This is a genomic window from Pantoea allii (assembly GCF_046529425.1).
GTDB classification, from domain to species: Bacteria; Pseudomonadota; Gammaproteobacteria; order Enterobacterales; family Enterobacteriaceae; genus Pantoea; species Pantoea allii.
Map to the genome: position 1 here is coordinate 3,612,789 of NZ_CP125958.1, position 26,534 is coordinate 3,639,322.

22 protein-coding genes are annotated in these 26,534 nt (G+C 54.7%); 10 read left to right on the plus strand and 12 right to left on the minus strand.

The window, feature by feature from the left end:
• Positions 1-232: 232 nt before the first annotated feature.
• The gene (gene proA, locus QNH99_RS17135; protein WP_063878561.1) at positions 233-1,486 is read right to left on the minus strand and encodes a glutamate-5-semialdehyde dehydrogenase; all 1,254 of its coding nucleotides are present in this window, start codon (positions 1,484-1,486) and stop codon (positions 233-235) included.
• 9 nt (positions 1,487-1,495) lie between these two features.
• Complete coding sequence (proB, locus tag QNH99_RS17140) at positions 1,496-2,599, minus strand: glutamate 5-kinase (protein WP_063878560.1); 1,104 nt, start codon at positions 2,597-2,599, stop codon at positions 1,496-1,498.
• Between the two features lie 351 nt (positions 2,600-2,950).
• Here proB and ompC point away from each other — a divergent pair, with 351 nt between their 5' ends.
• Entirely contained in the window at positions 2,951-4,069 is a 1,119-nt protein-coding gene (gene ompC, locus QNH99_RS17145) for a porin OmpC (protein WP_172896777.1), read from the plus strand.
• 240 nt (positions 4,070-4,309) lie between these two features.
• Here the strand turns inward: ompC and crl are convergent, their stop codons facing one another.
• From crl to gpt, 3 genes are all read right to left on the minus strand, one after another.
• Positions 4,310-4,711 (minus strand): sigma factor-binding protein Crl, encoded by a 402-nt coding sequence (gene crl / locus QNH99_RS17150; protein WP_063878558.1) that lies wholly within the window; start codon positions 4,709-4,711, stop codon positions 4,310-4,312.
• Between the two features lie 119 nt (positions 4,712-4,830).
• Positions 4,831-6,084 (minus strand): esterase FrsA, encoded by a 1,254-nt coding sequence (gene frsA / locus QNH99_RS17155; protein ID WP_063878557.1) that lies wholly within the window; start codon positions 6,082-6,084, stop codon positions 4,831-4,833.
• 115 nt (positions 6,085-6,199) lie between these two features.
• Positions 6,200-6,658 (minus strand): xanthine phosphoribosyltransferase, encoded by a 459-nt coding sequence (gene gpt, locus QNH99_RS17160; protein ID WP_063878556.1) that lies wholly within the window; start codon positions 6,656-6,658, stop codon positions 6,200-6,202.
• 252 nt (positions 6,659-6,910) lie between these two features.
• Between gpt and pepD the strand changes: the two genes are divergently transcribed.
• The 6 genes from pepD to QNH99_RS17190 all read left to right on the plus strand — a co-directional run bounded on the left by pepD (position 6,911) and on the right by QNH99_RS17190 (position 14,565).
• A complete protein-coding gene (gene pepD, locus QNH99_RS17165) occupies positions 6,911-8,368 on the plus strand; it encodes a beta-Ala-His dipeptidase (protein ID WP_096012053.1) in 1,458 nt (485 codons plus the stop codon).
• Between the two features lie 273 nt (positions 8,369-8,641).
• Positions 8,642-9,634 (plus strand): ornithine cyclodeaminase family protein, encoded by a 993-nt coding sequence (locus tag QNH99_RS17170; RefSeq protein WP_096012054.1) that lies wholly within the window; start codon positions 8,642-8,644, stop codon positions 9,632-9,634.
• A 29-nt stretch (positions 9,635-9,663) separates the two neighbouring features.
• Positions 9,664-10,635, plus strand: coding sequence for a threonine ammonia-lyase (locus tag QNH99_RS17175; protein ID WP_410516970.1), 972 nt, complete (start codon positions 9,664-9,666; stop codon positions 10,633-10,635).
• Positions 10,636-10,962: 327 nt separating this feature from the next.
• Positions 10,963-12,468, plus strand: a complete 1,506-nt coding sequence (locus QNH99_RS17180; RefSeq protein WP_283355363.1) for a sugar ABC transporter ATP-binding protein — start codon at positions 10,963-10,965, stop codon at positions 12,466-12,468.
• Positions 12,357-13,469: an ABC transporter permease gene (locus QNH99_RS17185; RefSeq protein WP_410516971.1), complete on the plus strand. Its 1,113-nt coding sequence runs from the start codon at positions 12,357-12,359 to the stop codon at positions 13,467-13,469. The genes QNH99_RS17180 and QNH99_RS17185 overlap by 112 nt, the downstream gene beginning before the upstream one ends.
• A 28-nt stretch (positions 13,470-13,497) precedes the next feature.
• On the plus strand, positions 13,498-14,565 hold the full coding sequence (locus tag QNH99_RS17190) for a sugar ABC transporter substrate-binding protein (RefSeq protein WP_145393692.1): 1,068 nt from the start codon (positions 13,498-13,500) through the stop codon (positions 14,563-14,565).
• Positions 14,566-16,091: 1,526 nt separating this feature from the next.
• Here QNH99_RS17190 and dinB read toward each other — a convergent pair.
• On the minus strand, positions 16,092-17,147 hold the full coding sequence (dinB, locus tag QNH99_RS17195) for a DNA polymerase IV (RefSeq protein WP_063878548.1): 1,056 nt from the start codon (positions 17,145-17,147) through the stop codon (positions 16,092-16,094).
• Positions 17,148-17,393: 246 nt separating this feature from the next.
• Between dinB and dpaA the strand changes: the two genes are divergently transcribed.
• The gene (gene dpaA, locus QNH99_RS17200) at positions 17,394-18,134 is read left to right on the plus strand and encodes a peptidoglycan meso-diaminopimelic acid protein amidase (protein WP_063878547.1); all 741 of its coding nucleotides are present in this window, start codon (positions 17,394-17,396) and stop codon (positions 18,132-18,134) included.
• Here dpaA and QNH99_RS17205 read toward each other — a convergent pair.
• Together QNH99_RS17205 and lpcA are read right to left on the minus strand one after the other, a co-directional pair.
• Positions 18,105-18,872, minus strand: coding sequence for a class II glutamine amidotransferase (locus QNH99_RS17205; protein ID WP_063878546.1), 768 nt, complete (start codon positions 18,870-18,872; stop codon positions 18,105-18,107). The two genes, dpaA and QNH99_RS17205, sit on opposite strands and share 30 nt — an antisense overlap.
• Positions 18,873-18,926: 54 nt before the next feature.
• Positions 18,927-19,505, minus strand: coding sequence for a D-sedoheptulose 7-phosphate isomerase (gene lpcA / locus QNH99_RS17210; protein ID WP_063878545.1), 579 nt, complete (start codon positions 19,503-19,505; stop codon positions 18,927-18,929).
• Positions 19,506-19,759: 254 nt separating this feature from the next.
• On the opposite strand from lpcA, the gene fadE reads away from it, so the two are divergent.
• Positions 19,760-22,207, plus strand: coding sequence for an acyl-CoA dehydrogenase FadE (gene fadE / locus QNH99_RS17215; protein WP_241567282.1), 2,448 nt, complete (start codon positions 19,760-19,762; stop codon positions 22,205-22,207).
• Between the two features lie 32 nt (positions 22,208-22,239).
• Here fadE and mtnK read toward each other — a convergent pair whose 3' ends face one another.
• Entirely contained in the window at positions 22,240-23,439 is a 1,200-nt protein-coding gene (gene mtnK / locus QNH99_RS17220; protein WP_063878543.1) for an S-methyl-5-thioribose kinase, read from the minus strand.
• Between the two features lie 137 nt (positions 23,440-23,576).
• On the opposite strand from mtnK, the gene mtnA reads away from it, so the two are divergent.
• Entirely contained in the window at positions 23,577-24,599 is a 1,023-nt protein-coding gene (mtnA, locus tag QNH99_RS17225) for an S-methyl-5-thioribose-1-phosphate isomerase (protein ID WP_109718283.1), read from the plus strand.
• Positions 24,600-24,652: 53 nt separating this feature from the next.
• On the opposite strand, the gene QNH99_RS17230 is transcribed toward mtnA, so the two are convergent.
• The 3 genes from QNH99_RS17230 to QNH99_RS17240 are packed head-to-tail and all read right to left on the minus strand — an operon-like array spanning position 24,653 to position 26,491.
• Positions 24,653-25,195 (minus strand): 1,2-dihydroxy-3-keto-5-methylthiopentene dioxygenase, encoded by a 543-nt coding sequence (locus tag QNH99_RS17230; protein WP_014606507.1) that lies wholly within the window; start codon positions 25,193-25,195, stop codon positions 24,653-24,655.
• A gap of 1 nt (position 25,196) precedes the next feature.
• Positions 25,197-25,880: an acireductone synthase gene (gene mtnC, locus QNH99_RS17235; protein WP_410516972.1), complete on the minus strand. Its 684-nt coding sequence runs from the start codon at positions 25,878-25,880 to the stop codon at positions 25,197-25,199.
• A complete protein-coding gene (locus QNH99_RS17240) occupies positions 25,877-26,491 on the minus strand; it encodes a methylthioribulose 1-phosphate dehydratase (RefSeq protein WP_063878540.1) in 615 nt (204 codons plus the stop codon). Before QNH99_RS17240 ends, mtnC begins: the two co-directional genes overlap by 4 nt.
• Positions 26,492-26,534 lie beyond the last annotated feature (43 nt).

Sequence of the window (26,534 nt, forward strand, 5' to 3'; positions counted from 1 at the left end):
TTATCGCACAGCGAACCATAAAACAGGGCGCAAAGCCGCGTACCGTCTCACCTTTCAGCAATCTTTTGTAAAAAATTGCACCGCGCCCGACTCATCCCTGCAGTAAAAAATAATCCCCACCGCTTAAAAAGCCATCAAAGGCGGGAAAACTCTACCATTGAGTGGTGCGGAAAAAAGCAGCATGAAAAAAAACGGGGGCCTGAATGGGCCCCCGTTTGTTTAAAAAATACCGTTATGCACGCAGGGTATCATCACCCCAGGCAATCCATTTGTAGGTGGTCAGCGCCTCCAGCCCCATAGGACCACGGGCATGCAGTTTTTGCGTACTGACCGCCACTTCTGCGCCCAGACCAAACTGCGCACCGTCGGTAAAACGGGTACTGGCGTTTACGTACACGGCCGAAGAGTCGACCTGCTTAACGAAACGCGCCGCGTTTTGCGTGCTGCGGGTCAGGATAGCGTCTGAATGCTGCGTGCCGTGCATACGAATATGCGCAATCGCCTCATCCATATCTGCGACCCGCTTGACGTTAAGATCAAGCGACAACCACTCATCGTCATAGTCGCCCTGTTGCACGGCAGTAACGCTGGCCGGCCCCTGCTGCAGCTGCGCCAGAATATTGGCATCGGCATGCAGAGGGATATTCTCTTCAGCCATGCGGGCAGTAAAAGCGGGCAGGAAACGGTCAGCAATAGCGGTGTCAATCAACAACGTTTCCAGAGAGTTGCAGGCACTGGGGCGCTGCTTTTTCGCATTGACGATGATGTCCAGCGCCGGTGCGATTTCCATCGTCTCATCGATATAAATATGACAAACCCCAATCCCACCGGTAATGACCGGGATAGTCGCGTTCTCGCGGCAGAGCTTATGCAGACCCGCCCCGCCGCGCGGAATCAGCATATCCACGTAACGATCCAGTTTAAGTAGCTGATTCACCAGCTCGCGATCCGGATTTTCGATAGCCTGAATCGCTGCCGCCGGTAAACCGTGCTGCTGGAGTGCGTTCTGAATCACCCGCACCGTAGCCGCATTGGTGCGCCACGTCTCTTTCCCACCGCGCAGAATGGCTGCGTTACCGGTTTTTAAGCACAGACTGGCGACATCCACGGTGACGTTTGGACGCGCTTCATAAATCACGCCAATCACGCCCAGCGGCACCCGGCGGCGCTCAATCCGTAGCCCGCTGTCCAACTGACCGCCATCCATCACCTGCCCGACCGGATCGGCTAACTGGCAGACCTGGCGAACATCGCTGGCAATCGCGCTAAGGCGTGCAGGCGTTAAGGTCAGACGATCGAGCAATGCCTCGCTCATCTTGTTCTGCCGTGCCTCAGCCAGATCCTGCTCATTTGCGGTCAAAATAACGCTGCTTTCCGCTTCAAGTCGGTCAGCAATCGTCAGTAAAACCTGATTTTTTTCGGCTGCAGACAGATCCGCCATTGCCCAGGCCGCGGCACGCGCCGCCTTTCCCATTTCTTCAAGCATATTCGTTCCTTAGCTGACGATCATGTCGTCACGATGTACCGCAACCGGCCCGTACTCATAGCCCAGAATGTCGCTGATCTGTTGACTGTGGTGGCCTGCGATCATGCGCATCGCGTCGCTGTTGTAGCGCGAGACGCCGTGGGCGATATCGCGCCCCTGCAGGCTGCGAATACGGATCACTTCTCCGCGAGAGAAATTGCCCTGAATGTCGCGGATACCTTTAGGCAGCAGTGAGCTGCCGCGCTCAATAATCGCGGCAAGCGCGCCGTCATCCACGGTGATCTCACCGGCCGGCGGCGCACCAAAAATCCAGCGCTTACGGTTTTCAAGCGGCGTTTGCTGAGCATGAAACAGGGTGCCCACCGGCTTGCCCGCAATTACGTCACTAATGACGTCGCTTCGGCTGCCCGCAGCAATAATCACGTCAATACCAGCCCGGCAGGCCACATCTGCAGCCTGGAGTTTAGTCGACATCCCGCCCGTACCTAATCCTGATACGCTGTCGCCCGCCAGGGCACGCAACGCGTCATCGATGATATGGACATCGCTGATTAATTCAGCATCCGGATTATTGCGTGGATCGGCGGTAAAGAGTCCCAGCTGGTCGGTCAGCAAAAGCAGTTTGTCCGCGCCGCCCAACATTGCTGCCAGCGCAGAGAGGTTGTCATTGTCACCCACTTTGATTTCAGCGGTGGCAACGGCGTCATTTTCGTTAATGACGGGCACGATGTGGTTGTCCAGCAAGGCACGCAAGGTATCACGCGCGTTCAGGAAGCGTTCGCGATCTTCCATATCGGCGCGGGTCAGTAACATCTGACCGATATGAATGCCGTAGATGGAAAACAGCTGTTCCCACAGCTGGATAAGACGACTTTGCCCCACCGCAGCTAACAGCTGCTTTGAGGCGATGGTCGGCGGCAGTTCGGGGTAACCCAGATGTTCACGACCGGCTGCCATCGCGCCAGAGGTGACAATCACAATACGATGGCCGGCGGCGTGCTGTTGCGCGCACTGACGCACTAATTCCACCATGTGCGCTCTGTTTAACCGACGTGAACCGCCGGTAAGAACGCTGGTACCCAATTTGACCACAAGGGTCTGACTGCCACTCATGTTGTCCTGCCGTAAAAAATTTCTGTGAACGGACTTTTTAACAGGTGCAGTGAGGGAAGCCAACAGCCTGTAAGGGAAAAACTGCAAATTTCGCAGAGCGTCAATTAGACCAAAAGTTCCCCATTAACAACAAAACATCAAAATTGTCATAAAAAGTTCATCATTGATCGGTAAAAAGTCCGTGTTTTACAAACTTTTTCATTAATGCCTCAAAAGTTTTCTTGTTGTAACAAGGCGGCAACTGAATGCCCCCCGGCCTGTTGACTGAGCATCCGGAGAATAAAGGCAGCCATGCCTGTAACAAGAAGACGTTGAGGACAAAAAAATTTTACTCATTGGGATTGATAGCAAATGAAGAAAAGTACACTGGCAATCGTGGTATCTGCTCTGGCCCTGACCTCTGCTGCTCAGGCCGCTGAAGTTTATAACAAAGACGGTAACAAGCTGGATTTCTACGGCAAGGTTAAAGCTGAGCATTACTTCAGCGATTTCGCCAGTCAAAACGGCGACAAATCCTATGTGCGTATTGGCTTTAAAGGCCAGACGCAGATTAACGATATGATGACCGGTTACGGCCAGTGGGAATATGAGTACAAGGCAAATAACTCTGAAGGCAGTGATGCTAACCAGAACAACAAAACTCGCCTGGGCTTTGCCGGTCTGAAGTTCTCTCAGTACGGTTCATTCGACTACGGCCGTAACTACGGCGTGCTGTATGACGTTGAGTCACTGACTGACGTCTTCCCGGAATTTGGCGGTGATGGCACAGCACGTACCGACAACTTTATGACACAGCGCGCCTCTGGCGTAGCAACCTACCGTAACAACAACTTCTTTGGTCTGGTAGACGGTCTGAAGTTTGCTCTTCAGTATCAGGGCAAAAATGATTCTACTTCTGCTAACAGCCGTACCGACGTATTACGTCAGAATGGTGATGGCTACGGTGCATCACTGGGTTATGCCATTGCTGACACGGGTGTAAGCGTATTAGGTGCCATCACCTCTTCTGACCGCACCAACTCCCAAGCAGCAGGAATCTATGGCCGCGGTGATAAAGCCACGTCATGGGGCACAGGCCTGAAATATGACGCCAACAGCATTTATCTGGCGGCAATCTATACAGAAACCCGCAACATGACGCCAATTTCTGTTCCAGGCAGTTTCAGCAATTCTACAAGCTCTGTAAGCGGCTTCGCCAACAAAGCAGAAAACCTGGAACTGGTTGCTCAGTACCAGTTTGACTTCGGTCTGCGTCCATCCATTGGTTACGTTCAGACCAAGGGCAAAGATATCGAAAACGGTATTGGCAACGAAGACCTGGTTAAATACATCGACGTGGGCGCGACCTACTACTTCAACAAAAACATGTCGACGTTTGTTGATTACAAAATTAACCAACTGGATAAGGACAACAAGCTGGCACTTAACAACGATGACATCGTTGCAGTCGGCCTGACTTACCAGTTCTGATGAATCTGAGTCTTGCCTGACGAGAGTGACGGTCGAGGGAATGACGGCCCGCGTGATGGACAGACTTAGTGCTTTACCCTCAATGTGAATGTGTCTGTTAAAAGGGCGAGTTGCAAAACTCGCCCTTTCCTTTTGTGTTTTGTGTTCCGGCCCACCGCTCTGTCCGCTTTCCGGTACGTTGATGCGTAGGCAAATTTTCCCGCCTGGCCCATAAAAAAAGGCCCCCGCAGGGGCCTGATGTCAGGCGCTGAGTTTTATCGGTTTTTCATCAAAGTCACTGGCTGGCACCAGATCCAGTTCAAACTCTTTCAGCATCGTTTTTAAACGGCCGTGGAAATTACGTAAGGTTTCTTCCACGCGGGCATTGTTATCTTTGCCTTTGATCGTGGCAACTGACCAGTCGCCTTCTTTATCAAACAGGCCGATGTGATAAACGTAGGTAAAGTGATCGGCTTGCGCTTCCAACTCCATCCACCAGCCCCAAAATTCACGCAACTCGGGCGCAGGCTTTACATTCACGCAGGCAGCCAGGCAGTCGAAGAAAAAACGGGTTTCACTACACTTTCCATCGCGTATGTAAGGTCCCAGTTCCGTGAAGCGTTTAAGCAGGCGACTGCGGGGATGACCACTCGGTAACGTCATGCTAATTCTCCATAAGGACAGGCTTGATATTCCGAACCGTAGCAGCCGTGCTGCACTCTCTTTTGACGATCCGAATGATTCCAGCTAGTAGTTGTAGCAAACACTGTAAATTTTGCCAGCTATCTTTTCAAACGCTGGGCCAGCCAATCGCAGATTTCATTAAGCCCTTTATCAAAACTGGCGATGACCGGTTTTACGGGAATTAACAAGGCCTTACCTTGCGACGAGGAGTTAGCGATTAATTTGCTCTCTTCCTCGGGGCTGAAGAGATCGTTCGGCCAGTGTGCAGACAGCATCGGCGTTGACGTTCTTCGTCCCAGAAGCCCCTGATTTTTCAGCGAGTAGCTGAGCAACTCAGCCCGTAATGCGCTGTCCGTTGTGCCAGTCATGCCAAGTCGGCTCGCAAGCATGTCCATGTACATATCCGGCACCTTGTTCTGCAGCGTGGCCTGCGTCAGCAAACTGTGCACAATCGGCCCCAGACAGGCCACCGCCCGCAGCCGCGGTGCTTCCAGATAGGCCAGACGCACCGCGACATTCGCGCCAAAGCGGAAGCCCAGCGCGGCAACGCGCGTATGATCGATCCACGGCACGGACGCCAGATCGCGCAGTACCTGCTGATGCAGAAAGCTGGTGTCCTGGCTGAGCTTCCACTTCATTGAATTCCCGACGGAAGGCATATCAAGCGTCAACATGGCGATACCGCGCGGTGCCAGATAGTCATGGAACAGACGATAATGATCGGTTTGCAGCGAATCCAGCGCACCACAAAACATCACCGTGGGATAAGGTGCCTCCACAGCAGGCGGCATGTGCAGAAAACCACTGACCGGGCTACCGCCTTCAATGGGGAAGGTCAGCGTTTTGAGTTCTCCGGGTAGCCGGCGGGTTGCCTCGTCATAAGCGCGGCTGGCGAGCGTTTGTGCCTGATCAGCCAGTTCATCGCCTTTGATATAAGGATACGCCGCCACGCTATAGAGGTGCGACGCATGAAGCCAGTCATGACCGGCCCGATCGTGTTCACTTTCGTTCGCCTCAAGCGCCCGCTGCTGCCAGAAGCCCGCCTGCCTGCTCCACTCGAAGTTCCAGTTGCCATTACGGTAACCAATGACCGTATCCAGCAGCGCCGGATGGGTGTGCTCAGCGTCGCTGATTGCGATACGCGCCAGCACCTCGCTGACCTCCTGCGATGGCAAACCACGCCAGGCCCACATCAACTTGTTAAGCATGCGATACCAGCCACGCTGGCTATCGCCATCCAGGGCGGAGTGCACCTCATGCGTGGCGTGACGACGCAGTCGTACCAGAGATGAGGTTTCGGGGTGTTTAAAACGAGGCTTGAACAGCTCAACGCTCAGGTTTTTGCCAGGCATGTTACCTCTCTGACAGCATTAACAGCGGTAAGTAAGTGTACTGTACCGCAAAACAAGTCGCGAGGCGTAGAAAGCACAACGCCCGGAAAACCGGGCGTTGTTTGTGTTACATCAATCAGCTTTTCACAATCGGTGGAATGTAAACCACGCCCATGTCCCACGGCTGCTCAATCCAGGTGTTCTGCGGAATATCAACAACATAATCGTCCACCAGCTCGCGGCCAGCAGGCTTAGCAAAGATGGTGCAGAAACGGGCTTTTGGGTACATTTCGCGGATGGCTTGTGCGGTGCCGCCAGTATCAACCAGGTCGTCAATAACGATAAAGCCTTCACCGTCGCCTTCAGCGCGTTTCAGGACTTTCATTTCACGCTGGTGATCGTGGTCATAGCTGGAAATACACACGGTATCGACATAGCGAATACCCAGTTCACGTGCCAGCAGCGAAGCCGGTACCAGACCGCCGCGGCTGACTGCAATAATGCCTTTCCACTGTTCAACAGGAAGCAGGCGTTGAGCCAGTTTGCGGGCATGAATCTGCAGCATGTCCCAGGTAACAACGTATTTTTCGCTCATAAATAGGTATCCCAGCCAGTCAGTGTGGCTTAAAAAATGTGCAACGGGGAAAAGGTTGCGCGAGATTATAAGGACATGACGCGCTAAAAACCAGCACCTGGCTTCTGGTTGCGGTTTTTTAGCGCGTTGAATAACACACCGAGTCAGAAACAGTGATATTCTCGCCCTATCTCGTCAGTTCTCTGACGGCGATCTTTTACTGGAACTTCGCAATGTCCGGCCCGGCCGGCGCACTGACACAGGAGACTTGTCGTGTCTGAATTGTCCCAACTCTCTCCACAGCCACTGTGGGATATTTTCGCTAAGATTTGCTCTATTCCGCATCCCTCTTTCCATGAAGAAGCGCTGGCAAGCTATATCGTTGGCTGGGCCAAAGAACAAGGTTTCTGGTGTGAGCGCGATCAGGTAGGCAATATTCTGATCCGTAAACCGGCCACGCCAGGCATGGAAAAACGCACGCCGGTTGTGCTGCAGGCCCACCTTGATATGGTGCCGCAGAAAAACAACGACACCGTACACGACTTCACCAAAGATCCTATTCAGCCTTATGTTGATGGCGAGTGGGTCAAAGCGCGCGGTACGACGCTGGGTGCCGACAACGGTATTGGTATGGCATCTGCGCTGGCCGTTCTGGCGGACAGCAGCCTGACCCACGGTCCGCTGGAAGTGTTGTTAACCATGACCGAAGAAACCGGCATGGATGGCGCGTTTGGCTTACAGCCAGGCTGGCTGCAGGCGGACATTTTGATCAACACCGATTCGGAAGAAGAAGGTGAGATCTACATGGGTTGCGCAGGTGGTATCGACTTCGTCACCACGCTTCCGCTGACGCGTGAGGCGGTGCCGGCTTCCCACGAAAGCCTGAAGCTGACCCTGAAAGGCCTGCGTGGCGGTCACTCCGGCGCGGATATCCACATGGGCCTGGGCAATGCGAACAAATTGCTGGCGCGTTTCCTGGCGGCCCATGCGGCAGAGCTGGATCTCCGTCTGGTTGAATTCACCGGTGGTACGTTGCGTAATGCAATCCCACGTGAAGCCTTTGCCACCGTGTCTGTCGACAGCAGCAAAGTAGACAGCCTGAAATCGGCCGCCGCCGGCTTCCTGGCTGCGTTGCAAAATGAACACGGCGTAAAAGAGAAGAACATTGCCTTTGTCAGCGAGCCGGTTGCCCATCAGGGTGACGCGCTAACCACAGAGAGCCGTGACCGCTTCCTGAATCTGCTGAACAGCACGCCAAACGGTGTTATCCGTAACTCAGACGTCGCCAAAGGCGTGGTCGAAACCTCGCTGAATGTGGGTGTGGTCACGATGCAGGCAGATAAAGCAGAAATTAACTGCCTGATTCGCTCACTGATCGATACTGGGCGTGATTACGTCGTGCAGATGCTGACCTCACTCGGTCAGTTGGCAGGCGCACAAACGAAGCCAAAAGGTGGCTATCCCGGCTGGCAGCCAGACGCGGACTCGCCGATTATGGCGCTGACCCGTGAAACCTATGTCGCGCTGTTTAATAAGACGCCTAACATCCAGGTGATTCACGCAGGTCTGGAATGCGGCCTGTTCAAAAAGCCTTATCCTGACATGGATATGGTTTCGATTGGACCAACGATTACCGGCCCTCACTCACCTGATGAGCAGGTGCATATCGAGAGCGTGGGGCTTTACTGGAAACTGCTGACAACGCTGCTGAACGTGATACCTGAAAAGTAATTCAGGCGCGTTAATCTCTCTGAGGGTTTATGTTCAACATAAACCCTTTTTTTATCGGCTATTTCGGCCTGACGTCCTTTCATCGCCAGCCACTAAGCATTAGCTTTCGCCACCGCCCGCTAAAACAGTAAAAAGCGTTTATCCGACCCGCAGATTGACATTTTCTGTCGTGCAGCCGGTGCAATAATGTCCCAAAGCCAACCTTTCTCTGACAACGGCATCAGGTCATCTGTGTACCGGAGAGCCGTTCTTCACAACGTGATTAGAGGGTGCATGAAGACGTTATTGCTCACCAAACAGGAAGTCAGTCAGCTCATCAGCACCGACGACGTGATTGATGCGGTGGAAGAAGCCTATAAAGCCTTCAACAGCAATCTGGTGGAACAGCCGGCCTATATCGGTTTGCACCTTCCCGCGCCGCGTGGGGAAATAGACTTTAAAACCAGTTATTACAAAAGCAACGAACTGATTTCGATGAAAGCCTCCTCTGGCCCCTTTCCACAGAACCCTGTGGAATATGGCCTGCCGAGCGGCATGGGAACGGTAATATTGTTTGATGCCCGGACCTGTGCGCTGTGCTGCGTGATGGATGGTAGCCTGATTACCGGTCTGCGCACCGGCGCATCGGGTGCCGTTTCCGTGAAGGCACTGGCACGCACAAGCGCCAAAAAATTGACGATGATTGGCACAGGTAATCAGGCCAGGATGCAGGTAAGAGCCATCGCCAGGGTTATGCAAATTGAAGAGATCCATGCCTGGAGCCGCACGCCAGCATCCCGGCTGGCCTTTAAAAATGATATTGAAAGCGAGTTTGGTATCCCGGTCACTGTGGCGGATTCCTGCCAGGCGGCGGTAGCGCAAGCCGATATTTTGATTACAACGACCCGGGGCAAAGGGCCGCTGATCGAAGCCAGCTGGATTAAGCCTGGTACACATATCATCGCCATTGGCACCGACCAGCAGGGTAAACAGGAATTTGATCCTCACATTTTCAGCCGGGTAAAAGTGGTCGTGGACTCCCTGTCTCAGTGCACGCAAAAGGGTGAAACCTGGCACGGGCTGAACAGAAATATCATCCGTGAAAACGACATTCATGCTGAAATCGGTGAGATATTACTGGGGAAGAAGCCGGGCAGAGAAAGCGAGGAAGAAATTACCTTTTTTGACTCCACCGGCCTTTCCATTCAGGACAACACGACCGCCGGCAGAATTTACCGCAATGCCCTCGAAAAAGGTGTCGGTACGTATTTTGCATTTTTTGAATAACGTTTTTCCTTCAGATAAAGGTAACCGTGATGACGCGTCAGTATCCGACCCTGCAAGATATTCATGAAGCGCAACAGCGTATCGCTGCGCATATTCGTCACACACCGTTGTTGCGCGCCGATAAAATCGAAAAGCAGGTGGGCTGTCAGCTTTATCTCAAGCCGGAGACGCTGCAAATTACCGGTGCGTTTAAAATTCGCGGTGCGCTAAATAAAGTGCTCTCTCTGCCCGTTGAGGCTTTTGCCAACGGTATTATTTCCAGTTCGTCAGGCAATCATGCTCAGGGGCTGTCGTACGCAGCCAGAATGCTGGGTGTAAAAGTTGTCCTGGTCTTGCCGGTCACCACGCCAAAAATCAAAATCGAGAATACCCGCGCGCTGGGAGCAGAGATTATTTTGTTTGATGGTGACAACGCCTCGCGCTGGAAAGAAGTGTATGAAATTGCCGAAGCCAATAACTATGCGGTGGTGCATGGCTTTGAAGATCCGATGGTCATGGCCGGACAGGGCACGATCGGTTGCGAAATATTAGATGATTTACCGGATGTGGATACTGTCATTGTGCCGCTGGGCGGCGGCGGTCTGCTTTCTGGTGTCGCCACGGCGCTGAAAGAAACCCGTCCGGCGGTCAGAGTCATTGGCGCTGAGCCTGCCCTGACGCCTAAATATTATCAAAGCCGGATCAATAAACAGCCTACTTCCCTGCCGCTGCAAAACACCATCGCTGACGGCTTAAGAATTAGCGTACCGGGACGCAATCCCTACCCGATTATTGAGAAGTATGTAGACGAGATTATGCTGGTGGATGAAGAACACATTATTCAGGGCATGCGCGTTCTTGCCAGGGATGCAAAATTAATTGCGGAACCGGCAGCCTCAATTGGTCTCGGTGCGCTACTGGCGGGTTCGGTGAGTCTGAAACCCGACGAGAAAGTCTGCGTCTTGCTGACGGGCGGAAACTGGGATCTGGCCGACTTAGCCGAGGTCTACGCACTGAAATAACCGGTTCTGTCACCCTGTTCTGCAGGTTAAGACCTTATCTGAAGCCTTACCCTGCCTGCCACATTCAATCAATCTCCCTTGAATCGTGAAAGCGCATGACTGACTTTACAATTTTCGGTTAGTCATTCGCAGCATAATCCGCTGGGGGAATGCCGCTTCCTACCGCTAAATCACCAACTTACTGCGCTTAACCAGCTTTAGCCGCCATTACGTCCAGATGTCTGGATGGCTAATAAGTTTCTGTGCTAACTTATGCGCTTTCGGCTGTTGCCGTGCCTGATGCTTCAGGAAAAAATGTGGTCAGTGACTTTAATGGAGATCCCTGCAATGCATGCTTTAAATCGCCTTGAGATGCGTAACATCTCCATCGATTTTGGCGGATTTGCCGCGTTAACGTCGGTGGATTTTCTGAGTGAAGGTCACTCGATTCATGCGCTGACCGGGGCCAATGGGGCCGGTAAATCCACGCTGATGGCAGTGCTGTCAGGTGCCCATAGTCACTACAGCGGTGAGATTCTGCTGGACGGTAAACCGGTTTCGATTCGCAGCCCGCGGGATGCCAAACAGTTGGGTATTCACCTTGTTCAGCAGGAGGTGGATGTGGCATTAGTGCCACAGCTCAGCGTAGCGGAAAACATTCTGTTGGATCAGTTAGCAGAGCCAGGTCATGGTTTCCGCTGGAGCGATATTCGCCGCCGGGCTCGTCAACTGCTGGCCCAGCTGGATGCATCGATAGATGTTAAACGCCCGGTAGAGCGCTGCTCGCTGGCGGAAAAGCAGCAAATTCTGCTGGCCAGAGCCCTCTCCCATCACTGCCGCTTTCTGATTCTTGACGAACCCACTGCGCCGCTCGACCAGCACGAGAGCGAACGCCTGTTCGCTGTCGTCCGTCGTCTGCAAACCAGCGGCATAGGTGTCGTGTTTATTTCTCACCGTATCCACGAGCTGAAGGCCATTTGCGACCGCCTGACGGTGCTGCGCGATGGACGACTGATTGAAAGCGGCCCGATGGCGGCGCTGAGCGGTGAGCAGATTGTTGAAAAAATGCTGGGGCATCCGTTAACCGATATCTATCCACCGCGGCGTCCACCTCAGCCGCAGCCCGTGATCATGGCGGTGGATGGTTTGCATGATGAACACCTGCTGCAGGATATTTCACTGCGTTTGCATAAAGGCGAGATTCTGGGCATTGCCGGTCTGGCGGGCGCGGGGAAAACCGAACTGTGCAAGGCGCTGTTTGGTGCCAGTAAGAGCCGCGTTTCACGCGGTGAGCTGCACGGTAAACGCTGGAAGCCGCGATCGCCACACGACTCGGTGCAACAGCGCATGGCGCTGGTGCCTGAAGAACGCCGTAAAGAAGGCATTTTTATTGATGAGTCAGTGGCGATGAACCTCAGCATCAGCGCAGACGACAGCTTTTCCCGCTGGAGCCTGTTTGGCCATCGTCAGGCCTGGCGCTGGGCAGAAGCGGTGATTCGCCGCCTCAGCGTGCGTACCACGGGCCCGGCGCAGCAACTGCGTCGGCTCTCTGGTGGCAATCAGCAGAAAGTGGCGATTGGCAAATGGTTGCGCAATAACGCCGATGTACTGATTTTTGATGAACCGACCAAGGGCGTGGACGTAAAAGCGAAAACAGAGCTGTTCACGCTGATCAGCAACCTTGCCCATGAAGGCAAAGGCATTATTTACGCCTCTGGCGAATTTTCTGAACTGGTCGGCTTATGCGACCGTATTTGTGTGCTCTGGGATGGACGCATTGTGGCGGAGTTAGAGGGACGGCAAGCCACAGAAGAGACACTTTTGCTCTATTCCACCGGAGGAACCCCTGCGTGAGCAGTAGTAAAGACTTATCCCTGAAGCCAGCGTCTTCCTCGCTGCGCCATCAGCTGTTCGATTTCCTGTATAAGTGGGGCATGCTGCTAACGGTGGTGATATTGATCGCCGCTTTTGGTTTGGCTTCCGACAGTTTTCTGGAGCCGAACAACATCATCAATATTTTACGCTCCATCGCCATCGTAACCGTCATTGCGGTGGGCGTATCCGTTTCGCTGACCGTCGGCGGCTTCGATCTGTCCGTTGGTTCTACCGCCTCGCTGGCCAACGCCCTGGTGATTTCGCTATTCGTCTGGTATGGCTTTGATACCACGGCGGCCATTGCCATCACGCTGGTGCTTTGTACATTGGTCGGGCTGTTCAATGCATTTCTGATCGTGGTGCTGCGGATTCCCGACATGCTGGCGACACTGGCCACCCTGTTTGTGATTCAGGGCGTGGCAATGACCTACAGTTTTGGTGGCTCCATTACGGAAAATATGGTGCTGCCAAGCGGTGATATGGCTGAAGGCACAATTCCGGCAACGTTTAACCTGCTGGGTCAGGTGCCGACAATCGTTATTATCATGCTGGTTGTCACCGTCGTGGCACAGCTCGCATTATCCCTAACAAAGCACGGTCGCCGCATGTACGCGCTGGGCGGTAATCCCGAGGCCGCCAGGCTTTCCGGTATTCGCACAACACGTTATCGCGTGCTGGCCTACGTCATCGCGTCATTGTTAGCCGGGCTGGGCGGTATTCTGCTGGCATCACGCATCGGATCGTCACAGGTTAACGCGGGTGGCGGTTATCTGATGGATGCGGTGGCTGCGGCCTGGATTGGCTTTTCTCTGGCCGGTTCCGGTAAGCCGAATGCGCTGGGTACGTTGGTGGGTGCCGTCATTCTTGGCGTGCTGCAAAACGGTCTGGTGATGCTGTCGGTTCCCTATTACGCCATGGACATTATCAAAGGGCTGGTGCTGGCATTAGCACTGGCTATCACTTACGTACAGCGCCGCTAAGGCGCATCCCCAACTGGAGTTAAGAATAATGAAAAAGATAACACTCTCGCTGCTGGCATTCAGCCTGTTAAACGCCAGTACAGCGTTTGCCGACACCGTCACGCCAGTTCCTGCCGCTATCGCTAACCATGAAGGCCCGATACGCATTGCCGTCATCCGTAACCTTGGCTCAGACGACAACACCACACAGTTTGTTGCGGGAGCCATTCAGCAAGGCCGCCAGTTAGGCTTTAAAGTCAGTACGTTTCTCAGCAACGGCGACGATGCGCGCTTTCAGGATTTCGTGAATCAGGCGATCAGCCAGAAATACGACGGTATTGTGCTGTCCCACGGCAAAGCGCCGTACGCCAGTGCGCTGGTAAAACGCATTGCGGACGCCGGCATTAAGGTATCGGTATTTGATACGCCCGTGGACAACCCGATTCCGGGTGTCACGGTCACCGCGCAGGATGATGCATCTCTGGCCCAGTTGTCGCTGGGACAGTTAATCAAGGATTTCAACGGCAAAGCCAACATTGTTAAATTATGGGTTGCCGGTTTCCCGCCGATGGAACGTCGTCAGGTTGTTTATGAGAAATTGCTGAAAGAGAACCCTGGCATTCATCAACTTGAGTCGATTGGCGCGGTATCAACGGATGTCCAGGGCGACACCGCCAATAAAGTTGGCGCTATCCTGGCGAAATACCCTAAAGGCAAGATTGACGCCATCTGGGGTGCATGGGACGCGTTCAGCCAGGGCGCTTACAAAGCGCTGCAGGAAAATGGCCGTACAGAGATCAAACTGTACAGCATCGATGTCTCGAATCAGGACTTGCAGTTGATGCGTCAGAAAGGCAGCCCGTGGGTACAGACTGTCGCGGTCGATCCTAAAACCATCGGGGCCGTCAATATGCGCCTGGTGGCAAACAAGATTGCCGGTGAAACCACACCAGCTACCTATGAATTTAAAGCCGCTTCGATTTCTCAGCAGGCGCTTAACAGCCATCCTGGTGCGGTGAACGTGGCGTCGTTGAACAAAATCATTCCAGGCTGGGGCAGTAATGAGGATTTCGTCCAGCCATGGTTTGCGACGCTGGAAGCAAAATATAAGAAGTAAGCGTTCGTCGCCGAACAGGGACGGTTAAGGCGTGTCACCTGAGCGGTGATGTTCATTGCATGAGCGTGGCTTTGGTTGCTGCCTGGGCGGCAGCGTCCAGTCATAAAACTCCGAGAAGTTTTCGCTCGCCAGGCGGCAGAGAGCTTCAGCCAGCCTCATGCGGGAGCCCGGGTTGCCAGCCTGAGCGGCGTTCAGTCATAAAGCTCCGAGAAGGTTTCGCTCGCCAGGCGGCGGGCAGTTTCAGTCCGCCCCGTGCGGGCGACCGACAAGGGGCCGCCAGTCGCCGCGGCCCCTTGACCCCGGGCTCCCGTCCTGCCCACCCGCCGCTGCGCGGTCCCTTCGCTCCTTCAGGATTTCTCCCGGACCGCCAGGACGCGCCGTCCCTGGCGCGGCCTGACTTTCGCCGACGTCCTGTCGGCTCATCCGGAAATCCTGCATCCGCTCAGCGGGACGGGAAGGCCGGCCCAACTCCCCCGCTTTGATACCTGTGCCAAAACTACTTTCCGCGTCGCTTCAGATGTCAGAAAACATCGCTTCAGATGCCAGAAAAGCATCACAGCTTATTGCTGTTCATTTTTTCATTTTCGTCAGGCTTCCCTGTCTTCAGTTCTGATTACGCATGTTAATAACAGGCGAAGCAGTATTTCGGAAAAATATACGCCCTCACAGGCGGGGGGGTTCCGGAGGCATCCGGCGCGCTGAGGAAAGAACGGAGGCCAGGACGGCGCGGCAGGGACGCCGCGACGAGGACGGCTGCGCCACGGAGGGCGCATCCGGACGGTCCGTCAGGCCGCAGTGAGTGACGAAGGGACAGCGACGGCTGCCGGACGCCGGGATTGTTAAGGGGCTGGCGCAAGCCCCTTAACCCGACCGCCTGCTCGGACAGGCTGAAACTCCCCGACGCCTGGCGGGCGGAACATACTCAGTGCAAAACCGTAGCGCCCAGCCGGGCGGAACATACTCAGAACAAAACCGTAACGCCCAGCCGGGCAGAATATGCTCAGAGCAAAACCGCATCCCCACTACCTTGCAGGCACAACACACCTGAAGCAAAAATGTAGCTCCCCTGCCCGATGGCCGGAACACACCGGAAGTAAAACGGCATCGCCCACGCCAACAGGCAACCCCACATCAACTAAAGAATAAGCCCTCACAGGCGAGGATTTGCTGGAGGCATCCGGCGCGCTGAGGAAAGAACGGAGGCCAGGACGGCGCGGCAGGGATGCCGCGACGAGGACGGCTGCGCCACGGAGGGCGCATCCGGACGGTCCGTCAGGCCGCAGTGAGTGACGAAGGGACAGCGACGGCTGCCGGACGCCGGGATTGTTAAGGGGCTGGCGCAAGCCCCTTAACCCGACCGCCTGCTCGGGCAGGCTGAAACTCCCTGCCGCCTGGCGGGCGGAACATGCTCAGAACAAAACCGTAACGCCCAGCCGGGCAGAATATGCTCAATGCAAAACCGCAGCGCCCAGCCCAACCGGGCAGAACCAAAGCAAACCCCATCCCCGCCAACGGCGGCCCCCCCCTTATAATCCCAGCAGCAGTTGCCGCTCCAGTTGCGGGTCCACCAGCGTCACATGCAATCCCACCAGCCGCACGCCGCGTCCAGCCCGGCGCTCATCCCAGGTTTTACGCGCCACGGCAATCATGTCGTCTTTATTCAGCACCGGCCAGACATGCTCCTGGGTCGTCTGCTGAAAATCACTGAACTTCAGTTTCACGCCCTGACGCGCAATATGCTTATCGGGCCGTATCTGAGTTAAGCGCCGATCAAGCTCGGCATAGAGGTAATCAATAATCTCCAGGCAGCGTTCCCAACTGTCGATATCGTCAGCCAGCGTGCGCTCAACGCCCAGCGATTTACGTTCGCGTTCAACCACCACACCGCGTTCATCAATACCGTGGCTGCGCTCCCATAAGATCCGACCAAATTTACCGAAGCGCTTAAGCAGTAACGCCAAATCGGCTTTTTGCACATCGCCGCAGGTATGTAATCCCAGCTCTTCCAGCTTTTTTGCCGACACTTTTCCCACACCGGGAATTTTCGCCAACGGCAACGCCAGTAAAAAATCAGACATCTGTGCAGGGGTAATGACAAACTGGCCATCAGGCTTGTTTAAGTCAGAAGCGATTTTGGCGAGAAATTTAATCGGTGCGATGCCCGCAGAGGCCGTGAGTTGGGTTTCCCGATAGATAGTGGCGCGGATTTCCTGGGCGATCAGCGTAGCTGATCCCTGACAGTGCGTGCTGTCGGTGACATCCAGATAGGCTTCATCCAGCGACAGTGGCTCGATGAGGGAGGTAAAACGTGAAAAGATGGCGCGAATCTGGCTGGATGCCTCTTTGTAAACTTCGTAGCGCCCGGGTAATAAACGCAGATGAGGACATAGCTTCAGCGCCATGCCCGTGGGCATCGCACTGCGCACGCCATATTTGCGTGCCGGATAGTTAGCGGTACTGATCACCCCGCGCCGATCGCGGCTGCCGCCAATCGCCATGGGAATATCGCGCAATGAAGGGTCATCACGCATTTCCACTGCGGCAAAAAAGCAGTCCATATCGACATGAATGATCTTACGCATCGCCCCTCCAGCACTGGATAAGTATACAGTCCAAAGAGGCTTGTGCAATATTTCTTGCAGTTGCTAACAAACTTTACAAATTTTCGGCGCTATTCCGTCAAAGAAATGGACATTTTGCTCTGCGCTGTATTGCTAAAAAAACACACAATGTTTAATGTTGCGCTGCGGTAGCGGAAAGTTCCGATAATGCAAACAGAGGCGCACTTATCGCGCCGTTGTTCTTCTTCACTTCAAGGTGTACACAGCATGGGCAAAATCGCACTTCTGTTTGCGATGATTTTACTGCCAGCCCTCAGCATGGCAATGACTCCTGAGCCGGTTCAGCCACTGGCGCCGGTGAGCAAAGAATTAAAGAAACAGTTAATCGGTACGCCGGTTTATATTCAGATCTTCAAGGAAGAGCGTACCCTTGAGCTGTACGGCAAGATTGGCAACGAATATCGCTTGCTGGATACCTATCGCATCTGCAACTTTTCTGGCGGCCTGGGGCCAAAACGTCGTGAAGGCGATTTTAAAAGCCCGGAAGGTTTTTACAGCGTAAAAATGAATCAGCTAAAGCCGGACAGCCGTTTCTATCGCGCGATTAATATTGGCTTCCCCAATCAATACGATCGCGACCAGGGCTACAGCGGTAACTATTTAATGATTCATGGCGACTGTAAGTCTATCGGCTGCTATGCCATGACCAATGCCTATATGGATGAGATTTTCACCTATGTGAATGCAGCATTACGTAATGGTCAGCAGGAAGTGAATATTGCCATTTATCCGTTTCGCATGACCGACAGCAATATGCAGCGTCATCGCTATTCCACCTATGCGGATTTCTGGAAGCAACTTCAGCCCGGCTACACCTACTTTGCGCAGTATCATCAGCCGCCGACCGTGAATGTGACCAGCGGCAGATATGTGATGAACAGCAGCCCGGTGATCACCCAACCTGAAGCGGCATCCCAGTCATTCCTGGCGCTCTCCAAGGTAAAATAATGCCCATTCGCCTGGCACAATTCGGTGCCAGGTTTCATTTCCCGTCAGCGGTTGTGTGGCAATGACGGTCACTATATCGTTCGCGCTGGTGTGTTTCTGGAAATCAATCTCCACGTCCTGATCAAGCAGCTGCGCCCGACCAAAAGGTGCACGGCGGGTAATCCAAAACAGATTGGTTGAGCAGAATGCCATTAAGTAGCGACCATCCGACAGCAGCATATTAAATACGCCTTTCTGCCGTAGCTCACCCGCCAGCTCCCCAATGTAGCGAAAGACTGCAGGCCAGTTCCCCGGCGTGCGCGGATAGCGCGTGGCCAGCTTATGCAGAATCCAGCAAAATGCCTTCTCGCTGTCGGTTTCCCCTACCGGACGAAACGTCCCGGTCTCCAGTTGCCTGTAGCCTTTAAGCTGCCCGTTGTGTGCATAAGTCCAGTGACGGCCCCATAATTCCCGGGTAAACGGATGCGTATTCTCCAGGGAGACCGGTCCACGATTCGCCTGGCGAATATGTGCCACGACCGAATGAGATTTAATTGGATATTCCTGCACCAGACGCGCAATGGGGGAATTAAAACTCGGTAAGGGATCTTTAAAGGTGCGGCAGCCTTTATCTTCATAAAACGTAATGCCCCAGCCGTCTTTATGCGGCCCTGTTCCGCCGCCACGCTGCACCAATCCGGTAAAACTGAAACAAATATCGGTGGGAACATTGGCGCTCATCCCGAGCAATTCGCACATAGCAACCGCCTTATGTCAAAACGCCTCCTGTCGACCAGGAGGCCAGTCGTGCTGTTACCTGACCATCTCTTTTTCAATCAGCAGCATCAGGATATGGATCACTTTGATATGGATCTCCTGAATGCGATCAGCATAACCAAAATGCGGTACACGAATTTCAATGTCCGCGCTGCCCGCCATCTTACCGCCATCTTTGCCGGTCAGGGTGATCACTTTCATGCCCTGCGCGCGCGCGGCTTCAACAGCCTTGATGATATTGGCAGAGTTACCCGAGGTAGAGATCCCCAGCAGCACATCGCCTGCGCGCCCTACCGCTTCAACATAACGGGAAAAAACGTGGTCATAGCCAAAATCGTTACTCACGCAGGAAAGATGGCTGACGTCTGAAATGGCAATAGCCGGGTATCCAGGACGATTTTCACGGTAGCGGCCGGTGAGTTCTTCCGCAAAATGCATCGCATCACAGTGAGAGCCACCGTTGCCGCAGGAAAGCACTTTGCCGCCCGCTTTAAAGCTGTCAGCCAACATCACCGCAGCCCGCTGGATGGTGTGAATGTTCGCGTCGTCACTCAAAAAGTTATTCAACGTCTCTGCAGCTTCGTTCAGCTCTGAACGAATAATGTCCTGATACATAGACTTGTCCTTTGTAGGGGAGGTTAATCGCAGCAAGTTTAACGGAATGGCTGACGCGCGCAAAGCACCACACAGCCAGATACCGCATGCCCAGCGTTTTTTCGCGCCCGCTGTTTTCATTCAACGCGCTGTTTGGCTGATTTTGTGAGTCAGGTTGTAATTGCGATGTAAAAAAATTGATAAATGCCAGCATCTGATTTACACCTCTACTCATAACAGGTCAGACCTCTTACTACTTAACGGAGCACTTCATTATGATGGTTGTCTCGATTCTTGCGACAGTGGTGCTAATTGGCGCGCTGTTTTATCACCGCCTCTCTCTGCCCCTCAGCAGCGCAATTCTCCTGCTGTGGACTGCAGCGATGGCGGCGGCCCACCTTTGGACGCCCTGGCTGCTGTTACCGCTGGCGATTATTCTGCTGCCGCTGAACCTGACCAGTATGCGCCGCAAACTGTTTTCCCAACCGATGCTGCAACGCTTCCAGAAAGTGATGCCGCCAATGTCACGCACAGAGAAAGAGGCGATTGACGCGGGCACCACCTGGTGGGAAGGCGATCTGTTCCAGGGCAAACCCGACTGGCAGAAACTGCATAACTATCCACAACCGCGCCTGACACCGGAAGAGCAGGCCTTTATCGATGGCCCAGTGGAAGAAGCCTGCCGCATGGCAAATGATTTCCAGATCACCCATGAGCTGGCTGATATGCCACCGGAACTGTGGGCATATCTGAAAGAGCACCGCTTCTTCGCCATGATCATCAAAAAAGAGTACGGCGGGCTGGAATTCTCTGCCTATGCACAGGCGCGCGTGTTGCAAAAACTGTCGGGCGTATCGGGTATTCTGGCGATTACCGTAGGCGTGCCTAACTCACTCGGCCCGGGCGAACTGCTGCAACATTACGGTACGGAAAAACAGAAAGACCACTATTTACCGCGTCTGGCCCGGGGAGATGAAATTCCCTGTTTCGCGCTGACCAGCCCGGAAGCCGGTTCAGATGCCGGAGCGATTCCCGATACGGGTGTGGTCTGCATGGGCGAGTGGCAGGGCCAGCAGGTGCTGGGCATGCGCCTGACCTGGAACAAGCGCTATATCACGTTAGCCCCTATCGCTACCGTGCTGGGTCTGGCTTTTAAACTCTCCGATCCAGAGCATTTGCTGGGCGAGAAAGAGGAGCTGGGCATTACCTGTGCCCTGATCCCGACCAGCACGCCGGGTGTGGAAATCGGTCATCGCCACTTCCCCCTCAACGTGCCGTTTCAGAATGGCCCAACCCGTGGCAAAGACATTTTTGTTCCTATCGATTTCATCATTGGTGGCCCGGAAATGGCCGGTCAGGGTTGGCGGATGCTGGTGGAATGTCTGTCGGTCGGTCGTGGCATCACGCTGCCGTCAAACTCAACCGGCAGCCTGAAAAGTGTGGCGCTGGCAACCGGTGCTTATGCTCACATCCGTCGTCAGTTCAAGCTGTCTATCGGTAAAATGGAAGGCATCGAAGAGCCGCTGGCACGAATCGCAGGTAATGCCTATGTGATGGACGCAGCCGCAACGCTGATTACCACCGGGATTATGCAGGGTGAGAAACCCGCCGTGCTGTCAGCCATTGTGAAATACCACTGTACCCACCGCGCCCAGCAGTCGATCATCGATGCTATGGATATTGCGGGCGGTAAAGGCATCATGCTGGGCGACAGCAACTTCCTGGCGCGTGCCTATCAGGGCGCACCTATCGCTATCACGGTGGAAGGCGCGAATATCCTGACCCGCAGCATGATTATCTTTGGTCAGGGCGCGATTCGTTGCCATCCTTATGTCCTGCAGGAAATGGCTGCCGCTGCCAGCAACGATGTTGCGGCCTTTGATAAAGCGCTGTTCAGCCATATTGGTCACGTAGGCAGCAATGCGATGCGCAGCCTGTGGCTGGGCCTGCTTGGCGGACGCACCAGCGCTGCGCCTACCCGCGATGCCACGCGTCGCTATTATCAGCACATGAACCGCATCAGTGCCAACCTGGCGTTGCTGTCAGATGTCTCTATGGCGGTGTTAGGCGGCAGTCTGAAGCGTCGCGAACGCATGTCGGCCCGTCTGGGGGATGTGCTGAGCCAACTCTATCTGGCGTCTGCCACCCTGAAACGTTATGACGATGAAGGGCGTCACGAGGCGGATTTACCGCTGGTGCAGTGGGGCGTGCAGGATGCGCTGAATAAGGCAGAAAAAGCCATGGACGATCTGCTGAGCAACTTCCCGAATCGTCTGGTGGCTGGGGTGATCCGACTGGTGGTGTTCGCCGGTGGTCAGCACTGCCCTGCTCCATCCGATCGCCTGGACCATAAACTGGCAAAAATGCTGCAGGTGCCTTCCGCAACGCGCTCGCGCCTGGGTCGCGGTCAGTATCTGGCGCCGAGCCAGCATAACCCAGCAGGTCAGTTAGAGCAGGCACTGCAGGATGTGATGGCGGCAGAAGTGATTCATGACCGCCTGTGCAAACAGCATAAAAAACACTTCTCGTTCACCCGACTTGATGCACTGGCAAAACAGGCGCTGGAGAAGGGCTGGATTGACGACAAAGAAGCAGAGGTGTTGAAACGCGCCGAGCAGAGCCGTCTGCGTTCCATTAACGTGGATGAGTTTGAGGCTGATGCGCTGGCCGTTCCGGCAAAGCAGACTGTCTCTAAGCCCGCCCGCCCCAGCGAGGCGGCATAATCCATCAGGCCGACATCATGTCGGCCTTTTTTTTACCCTGCCTGACGAATGCGGGCAATCAATGCTTCGACATCCTCAACGTGCCCGGCGGCCAGAATCAGCGTGCGGCCCAACGTAATCGCATTACGAATGCAATCGGTGCGCATCTCATCATCCCGGATAAGCTTCATGTCCGCCACGTGCGACATGCCCACCGTCCGACGGATCAACTCAGTGCCACAGTAACCAATGGTATCCGCCCAGACTTTACGCAGAAACGCCTGGGCATAGCCCGGATAAGCCATGGCCACATCCTGCGTCTTGCTTTCTGCCAGCGCCAGGAAACGTGCTGCGAACGTATTCCACACATCACGCACATCGCTAAGGCGCTGCTCACGAGCATCAACGGCTTCGCGCGGTGCCAGCAGGCCGGGCAAACCGCAGTAATTAATCAGCAGATTACCCAGCGCGGTGCCAACATCGAAGCCAATCGGCCCAAAGTAGCCAAACTCAGCATCGATCGCTTTGAGGCTCCCGTCAGCCACAAAGATGGAGCCGCTGTGGATATCCCCATGCAGCAAGGCTTCGGCATGGCTAAAGAAACGGTGTTTAAGCCCGGCAACGGCAATACGCAACGCGTCGTCGGTGCGCAGTGAGGCGACCAGCGGCTCCAGCGCTTCAGGATAGCTGTTGCGCTCATGGTCAGTGTAGGGATCGTTGAAGAACAGGTCCTCGGTGATTTCGCACAGTTCCGGGTTGATAAAGCGCGCCACTTCGGCTTTTTTATGGTGCGGGTGCAGAATAAAGTCCGAGGTATGGAACAGCGTCTGGGCCAGGTATTCACCCAGCTGACGAGGTGCTTCAGGATAGTACGCGCCTTTGACCAGCTCACTGCGCCAGATTTGGTGGCTGGAGAGATCTTCCATCACCATCACCGCCAGTTCCGCATCGTAATGCGTCACGTTGACCGTGTGCTGAGGGCAATATTTGTAGTGCTCAACCAGGGTTTGCGCCTCAATGCGGGCGCGATCGAGCGTTAACGGCCATGACTCACCGACACAACGCACGTAGGGTAGCGCCTGCTTGACCACGACGCGGCTTTTTCCCTGATTGTCGTAAATCTTGAAGACCAGATTCAGGTTACCATCGCCGATCTCTTCCGCGCTGCATAAAACAGAAGGATCATCCATGCCGCCAAACGTTTTGGCATATTCCACAGCGTCAGCTGCAGTGAATGTACGGTATTGCGACATTGACCTTTCCTCATCAACAAACGCCGGTGCAAGCCGGACCTGATTAATCTTTCGTAATAAGCCGTTCAGACGTCTATACATCCGTTAAGCATGTTGGCACAATATCCGCCATTAACGCAACATGGAATTCACCAAGAATGCAGACATTCCAAACCACCAGCTTACAGGTTCGCAACAACCAGCTCTGGATACTGGATCAGCAGGCCCTGCCACAGCAACAAAACTGGCTGCCTGCCCATTCGGTCGCGCAGTTGGTTGAACACATTCATGCGCTGCGGGTACGCGGCGCCCCCTTAATTGGCTTGTCTGCCTCGCTGCTGCTGGCGCTACTCGCGGAACAAGGTGAAACGCGCGAGCAGCTGGCGCAGTCACTGGCGATCCTGCGCGCCGCCCGCCCGACTGCGGTCAACCTGATGAATAACCTGGACAGGATGAAGCAGGCGCTGGAAAAACCTGAAAGGGTGACGAGCCTGGTGGACGAAGCGCTGCGTCTGGTTAATGAAGACAAACAGCTCTGTGAGCGCATCGCTGAAGCCGGAAGCGCGCTGGTCAAACCCGGAAGCCAGCTGTTAACCCACTGCAATACCGGTGGCCTGGCTACCGCGGGCGTCGGCACAGCACTGGGCGTTATCGCGCGCGCGCATCAGCAGGGCAAGGTTCGTAACGTTTGGGTCGATGAAACGCGCCCTTTGTTGCAAGGCGGACGCTTAACGGCGTGGGAACTCGGCGAGCTCGGCGTGCCCTATCATCTGATTACCGACGCGATGGCCGCCAGCCTGATGGCGGCGGGCAACGTCGATGCCATCTGGGTCGGTGCCGATCGCATTGCTGCCAATGGCGACGTTGCGAATAAGATTGGCACCTACAGCCTGGCGGTGCTGGCGCACTATCACGGTATTCCCTTTTACGTTGCCGCCCCGCATACCACGCTGGATCGCCTGTGTCCGACGGGGTCAGCCATTCCTATCGAACAGCGTGCCGCCAGCGAAGTCACCGGCGTTGCTGGCAGCTTCGGTAGCGTGCAGTGGGCACCTGCCGATGCCCGGGTATACAATCCGGCCTTCGACGTCACGCCAGCGGCGCTTATCAGCGGTTGGGTACTGGATACGGGCGTGGTCACCCCACAGCAGGTTCAGGACGGCCTCTTTCAGCCACAGTGATTAGCGATGCTGCTTCCCCACAGGAAGCAGCGCGCTTAACGATACCGGCTTACTTACGCCAGTCGTGGATAGGCATCTGCAATCTTGTCGCCGGTGAAATTGGCAATCCAGCCTTCCTGGTTATCAAAAATGCGGATCGCAGTAAAATGCGGGGACGATCCCATATCAAACCAGTGCGGTGTGCCAGCAGGCACCGAGATCAGGTCGTTCTTTTCGCACAGGATCTGCAAAATTTCACCGTCGAGGTGCAGACAGAACAGCCCTGCGCCCTCGACAAAGAAGCGAACTTCATCTTCGCCGTGCGTGTGTTCCGACAGGAATTTCTGGCGCAGAACGTCCTTCTGCGGGTTATCGGCGCGCATGCTGATCACGTCCCAGCTCTGATAACCTTTCTCGGCCACCAGGCGATCAATGGCATGTTGATAAGCATTGATAACCGTTTCCGCATCCGGGTTTTCCCCCAGATCGCGGTCGGCCTGCCAGCGTTCAAAACGGACGTCTTTGGCATTCAGCCGCGCGCGAATCGCTTCGGCATCGGTGCTGTGCCATATCGGCTGGCTGGGATCGCTATCGCTAAAAATGGTCAGTGCACTCATCTCAAATCGACTCCGGGTTAATCTGGGAAAAATTAGTGACCTGACGATGATGGCTGTCATCATCTGCCGCGTCACGAATCAGCTGCAGCGTGTGCCAGCCGGCCTGCTCTGCTGCGTCCAGCTCCTGATGAATATCAGAAAGAAACAGCAGTTGATCAGCCGGCAAGCCTGTTTGCGCGGCGATGTTCTGATACGACGTCATCTCGCGCTTGGCACCTACGTGAGTATCAAAGTAGCCGCTGAACAAACCAGTAATATCACCTTCATCGCTGTAGCCAAATAACAATTTCTGCGCGGCAACCGAGCCAGAGGAATATATATATAATTTAATACCTTGCGCGTGCCAGGCCGTGAGCGCAGGCAGCACGTCAGGATAAAGATGTCCGGTGAAACTGCCGTTCAGGTAGCCTTCTCGCCAAATCATCCCCTGCAGCGCCTTTAAACCGGTCGATTTGCGATCCGCATCCATGTAAGAAAACAGAATATCAATGACGCCGTTTATATCGGCATCGGGTTGCCCCGCTTCGGCACGCACCGCGTTCAGCGCCTGTTGCACGTCAGCCTGCGCCTGATGCTGGCGAACATAGTCCGCCAGATGCGCACGGGCATAGGGAAACAGAACGTTGTGTACAAAGCGGATATCGCTGGTGGTGCCTTCAATATCGGTAACAATGGCCTTTATCATGCTTTCTCCAGCAGGCGACGTTGGCGCTCGCATTCAAATAAAAATTCCAGACCTTCCAGATGGCGACGGGCTTCAGCGACGTCTTTGCCCCAGCAGGTCAGGCCGTGTCCACGCAGCAGAAAGCCATAGCGCAACGGAAAGCGGGCAGCATAATCCTCGATCTCTGACGCCAGCGCCGCCACATCCTGGCTGTTGTCGAATACTGGAATCGCCACGGTAGTGTCATGCGTCGTCTGGCCGCTCAGCGACTTTTGCATCTCATAACCGTACAGCAACAAGGCCGCGCCCTGCTCAACCCGGGACAACACCGTGGCGTTCACCGTGTGCGTGTGCAACACCGCGCCCGCCTCCGGAAACAACCGGTAAATCAGCGTATGCAGCGCGGTCTCCGCCGAAGGTTTGCGCCCCGAAGGCGCCTGACAGGTGGCAATCTCGACCTGGATAAAATCGTCGCGCGTCAGGCTGCCTTTATCTTTGCCCGACTCACTCAGCAGGCAAAAATGAGCATCCTGACGCACCGACATATTGCCGCCGGTGGCCGGTGCCCAGCCCTTCGCGCCTATCCAGTGACAGGCTTCCACCAGGTTTTCTACTGCAGATGAATCGGACATCACCGTTCCTTTTAGCCGTCTAAGCGTCTTGATTGCCAAATAC

Excerpts from the sequence above, each read along its gene's own strand:
- proA (WP_063878561.1), bottom strand. The coding sequence starts at position 1,486 with ATGCTTGAAGAAATGGGAAAGGCGGCGCGTGCCGCGGCCTGGGCAATG.
- proB (WP_063878560.1), bottom strand. The coding sequence starts at position 2,599 with ATGAGTGGCAGTCAGACCCTTGTGGTCAAATTGGGTACCAGCGTTCTT.
- ompC (WP_172896777.1), top strand. The coding sequence starts at position 2,951 with ATGAAGAAAAGTACACTGGCAATCGTGGTATCTGCTCTGGCCCTGACC.
- crl (WP_063878558.1), bottom strand. The coding sequence starts at position 4,711 with ATGACGTTACCGAGTGGTCATCCCCGCAGTCGCCTGCTTAAACGCTTC.
- frsA (WP_063878557.1), bottom strand. The coding sequence starts at position 6,084 with ATGCCTGGCAAAAACCTGAGCGTTGAGCTGTTCAAGCCTCGTTTTAAA.
- gpt (WP_063878556.1), bottom strand. The coding sequence starts at position 6,658 with ATGAGCGAAAAATACGTTGTTACCTGGGACATGCTGCAGATTCATGCC.
- QNH99_RS17170 (WP_096012054.1), top strand. The coding sequence starts at position 8,642 with ATGAAGACGTTATTGCTCACCAAACAGGAAGTCAGTCAGCTCATCAGC.
- QNH99_RS17175 (WP_410516970.1), top strand. The coding sequence starts at position 9,664 with ATGACGCGTCAGTATCCGACCCTGCAAGATATTCATGAAGCGCAACAG.
- QNH99_RS17180 (WP_283355363.1), top strand. The coding sequence starts at position 10,963 with ATGCATGCTTTAAATCGCCTTGAGATGCGTAACATCTCCATCGATTTT.
- QNH99_RS17185 (WP_410516971.1), top strand. The coding sequence starts at position 12,357 with ATGCGACCGTATTTGTGTGCTCTGGGATGGACGCATTGTGGCGGAGTT.
- QNH99_RS17190 (WP_145393692.1), top strand. The coding sequence starts at position 13,498 with ATGAAAAAGATAACACTCTCGCTGCTGGCATTCAGCCTGTTAAACGCC.
- dinB (WP_063878548.1), bottom strand. The coding sequence starts at position 17,147 with ATGCGTAAGATCATTCATGTCGATATGGACTGCTTTTTTGCCGCAGTG.
- dpaA (WP_063878547.1), top strand. The coding sequence starts at position 17,394 with ATGGGCAAAATCGCACTTCTGTTTGCGATGATTTTACTGCCAGCCCTC.
- QNH99_RS17205 (WP_063878546.1), bottom strand. The coding sequence starts at position 18,872 with ATGTGCGAATTGCTCGGGATGAGCGCCAATGTTCCCACCGATATTTGT.
- lpcA (WP_063878545.1), bottom strand. The coding sequence starts at position 19,505 with ATGTATCAGGACATTATTCGTTCAGAGCTGAACGAAGCTGCAGAGACG.
- fadE (WP_241567282.1), top strand. The coding sequence starts at position 19,760 with ATGATGGTTGTCTCGATTCTTGCGACAGTGGTGCTAATTGGCGCGCTG.
- mtnK (WP_063878543.1), bottom strand. The coding sequence starts at position 23,439 with ATGTCGCAATACCGTACATTCACTGCAGCTGACGCTGTGGAATATGCC.
- mtnA (WP_109718283.1), top strand. The coding sequence starts at position 23,577 with ATGCAGACATTCCAAACCACCAGCTTACAGGTTCGCAACAACCAGCTC.
- QNH99_RS17230 (WP_014606507.1), bottom strand. The coding sequence starts at position 25,195 with ATGAGTGCACTGACCATTTTTAGCGATAGCGATCCCAGCCAGCCGATA.
- mtnC (WP_410516972.1), bottom strand. The coding sequence starts at position 25,880 with ATGATAAAGGCCATTGTTACCGATATTGAAGGCACCACCAGCGATATC.
- QNH99_RS17240 (WP_063878540.1), bottom strand. The coding sequence starts at position 26,491 with ATGTCCGATTCATCTGCAGTAGAAAACCTGGTGGAAGCCTGTCACTGG.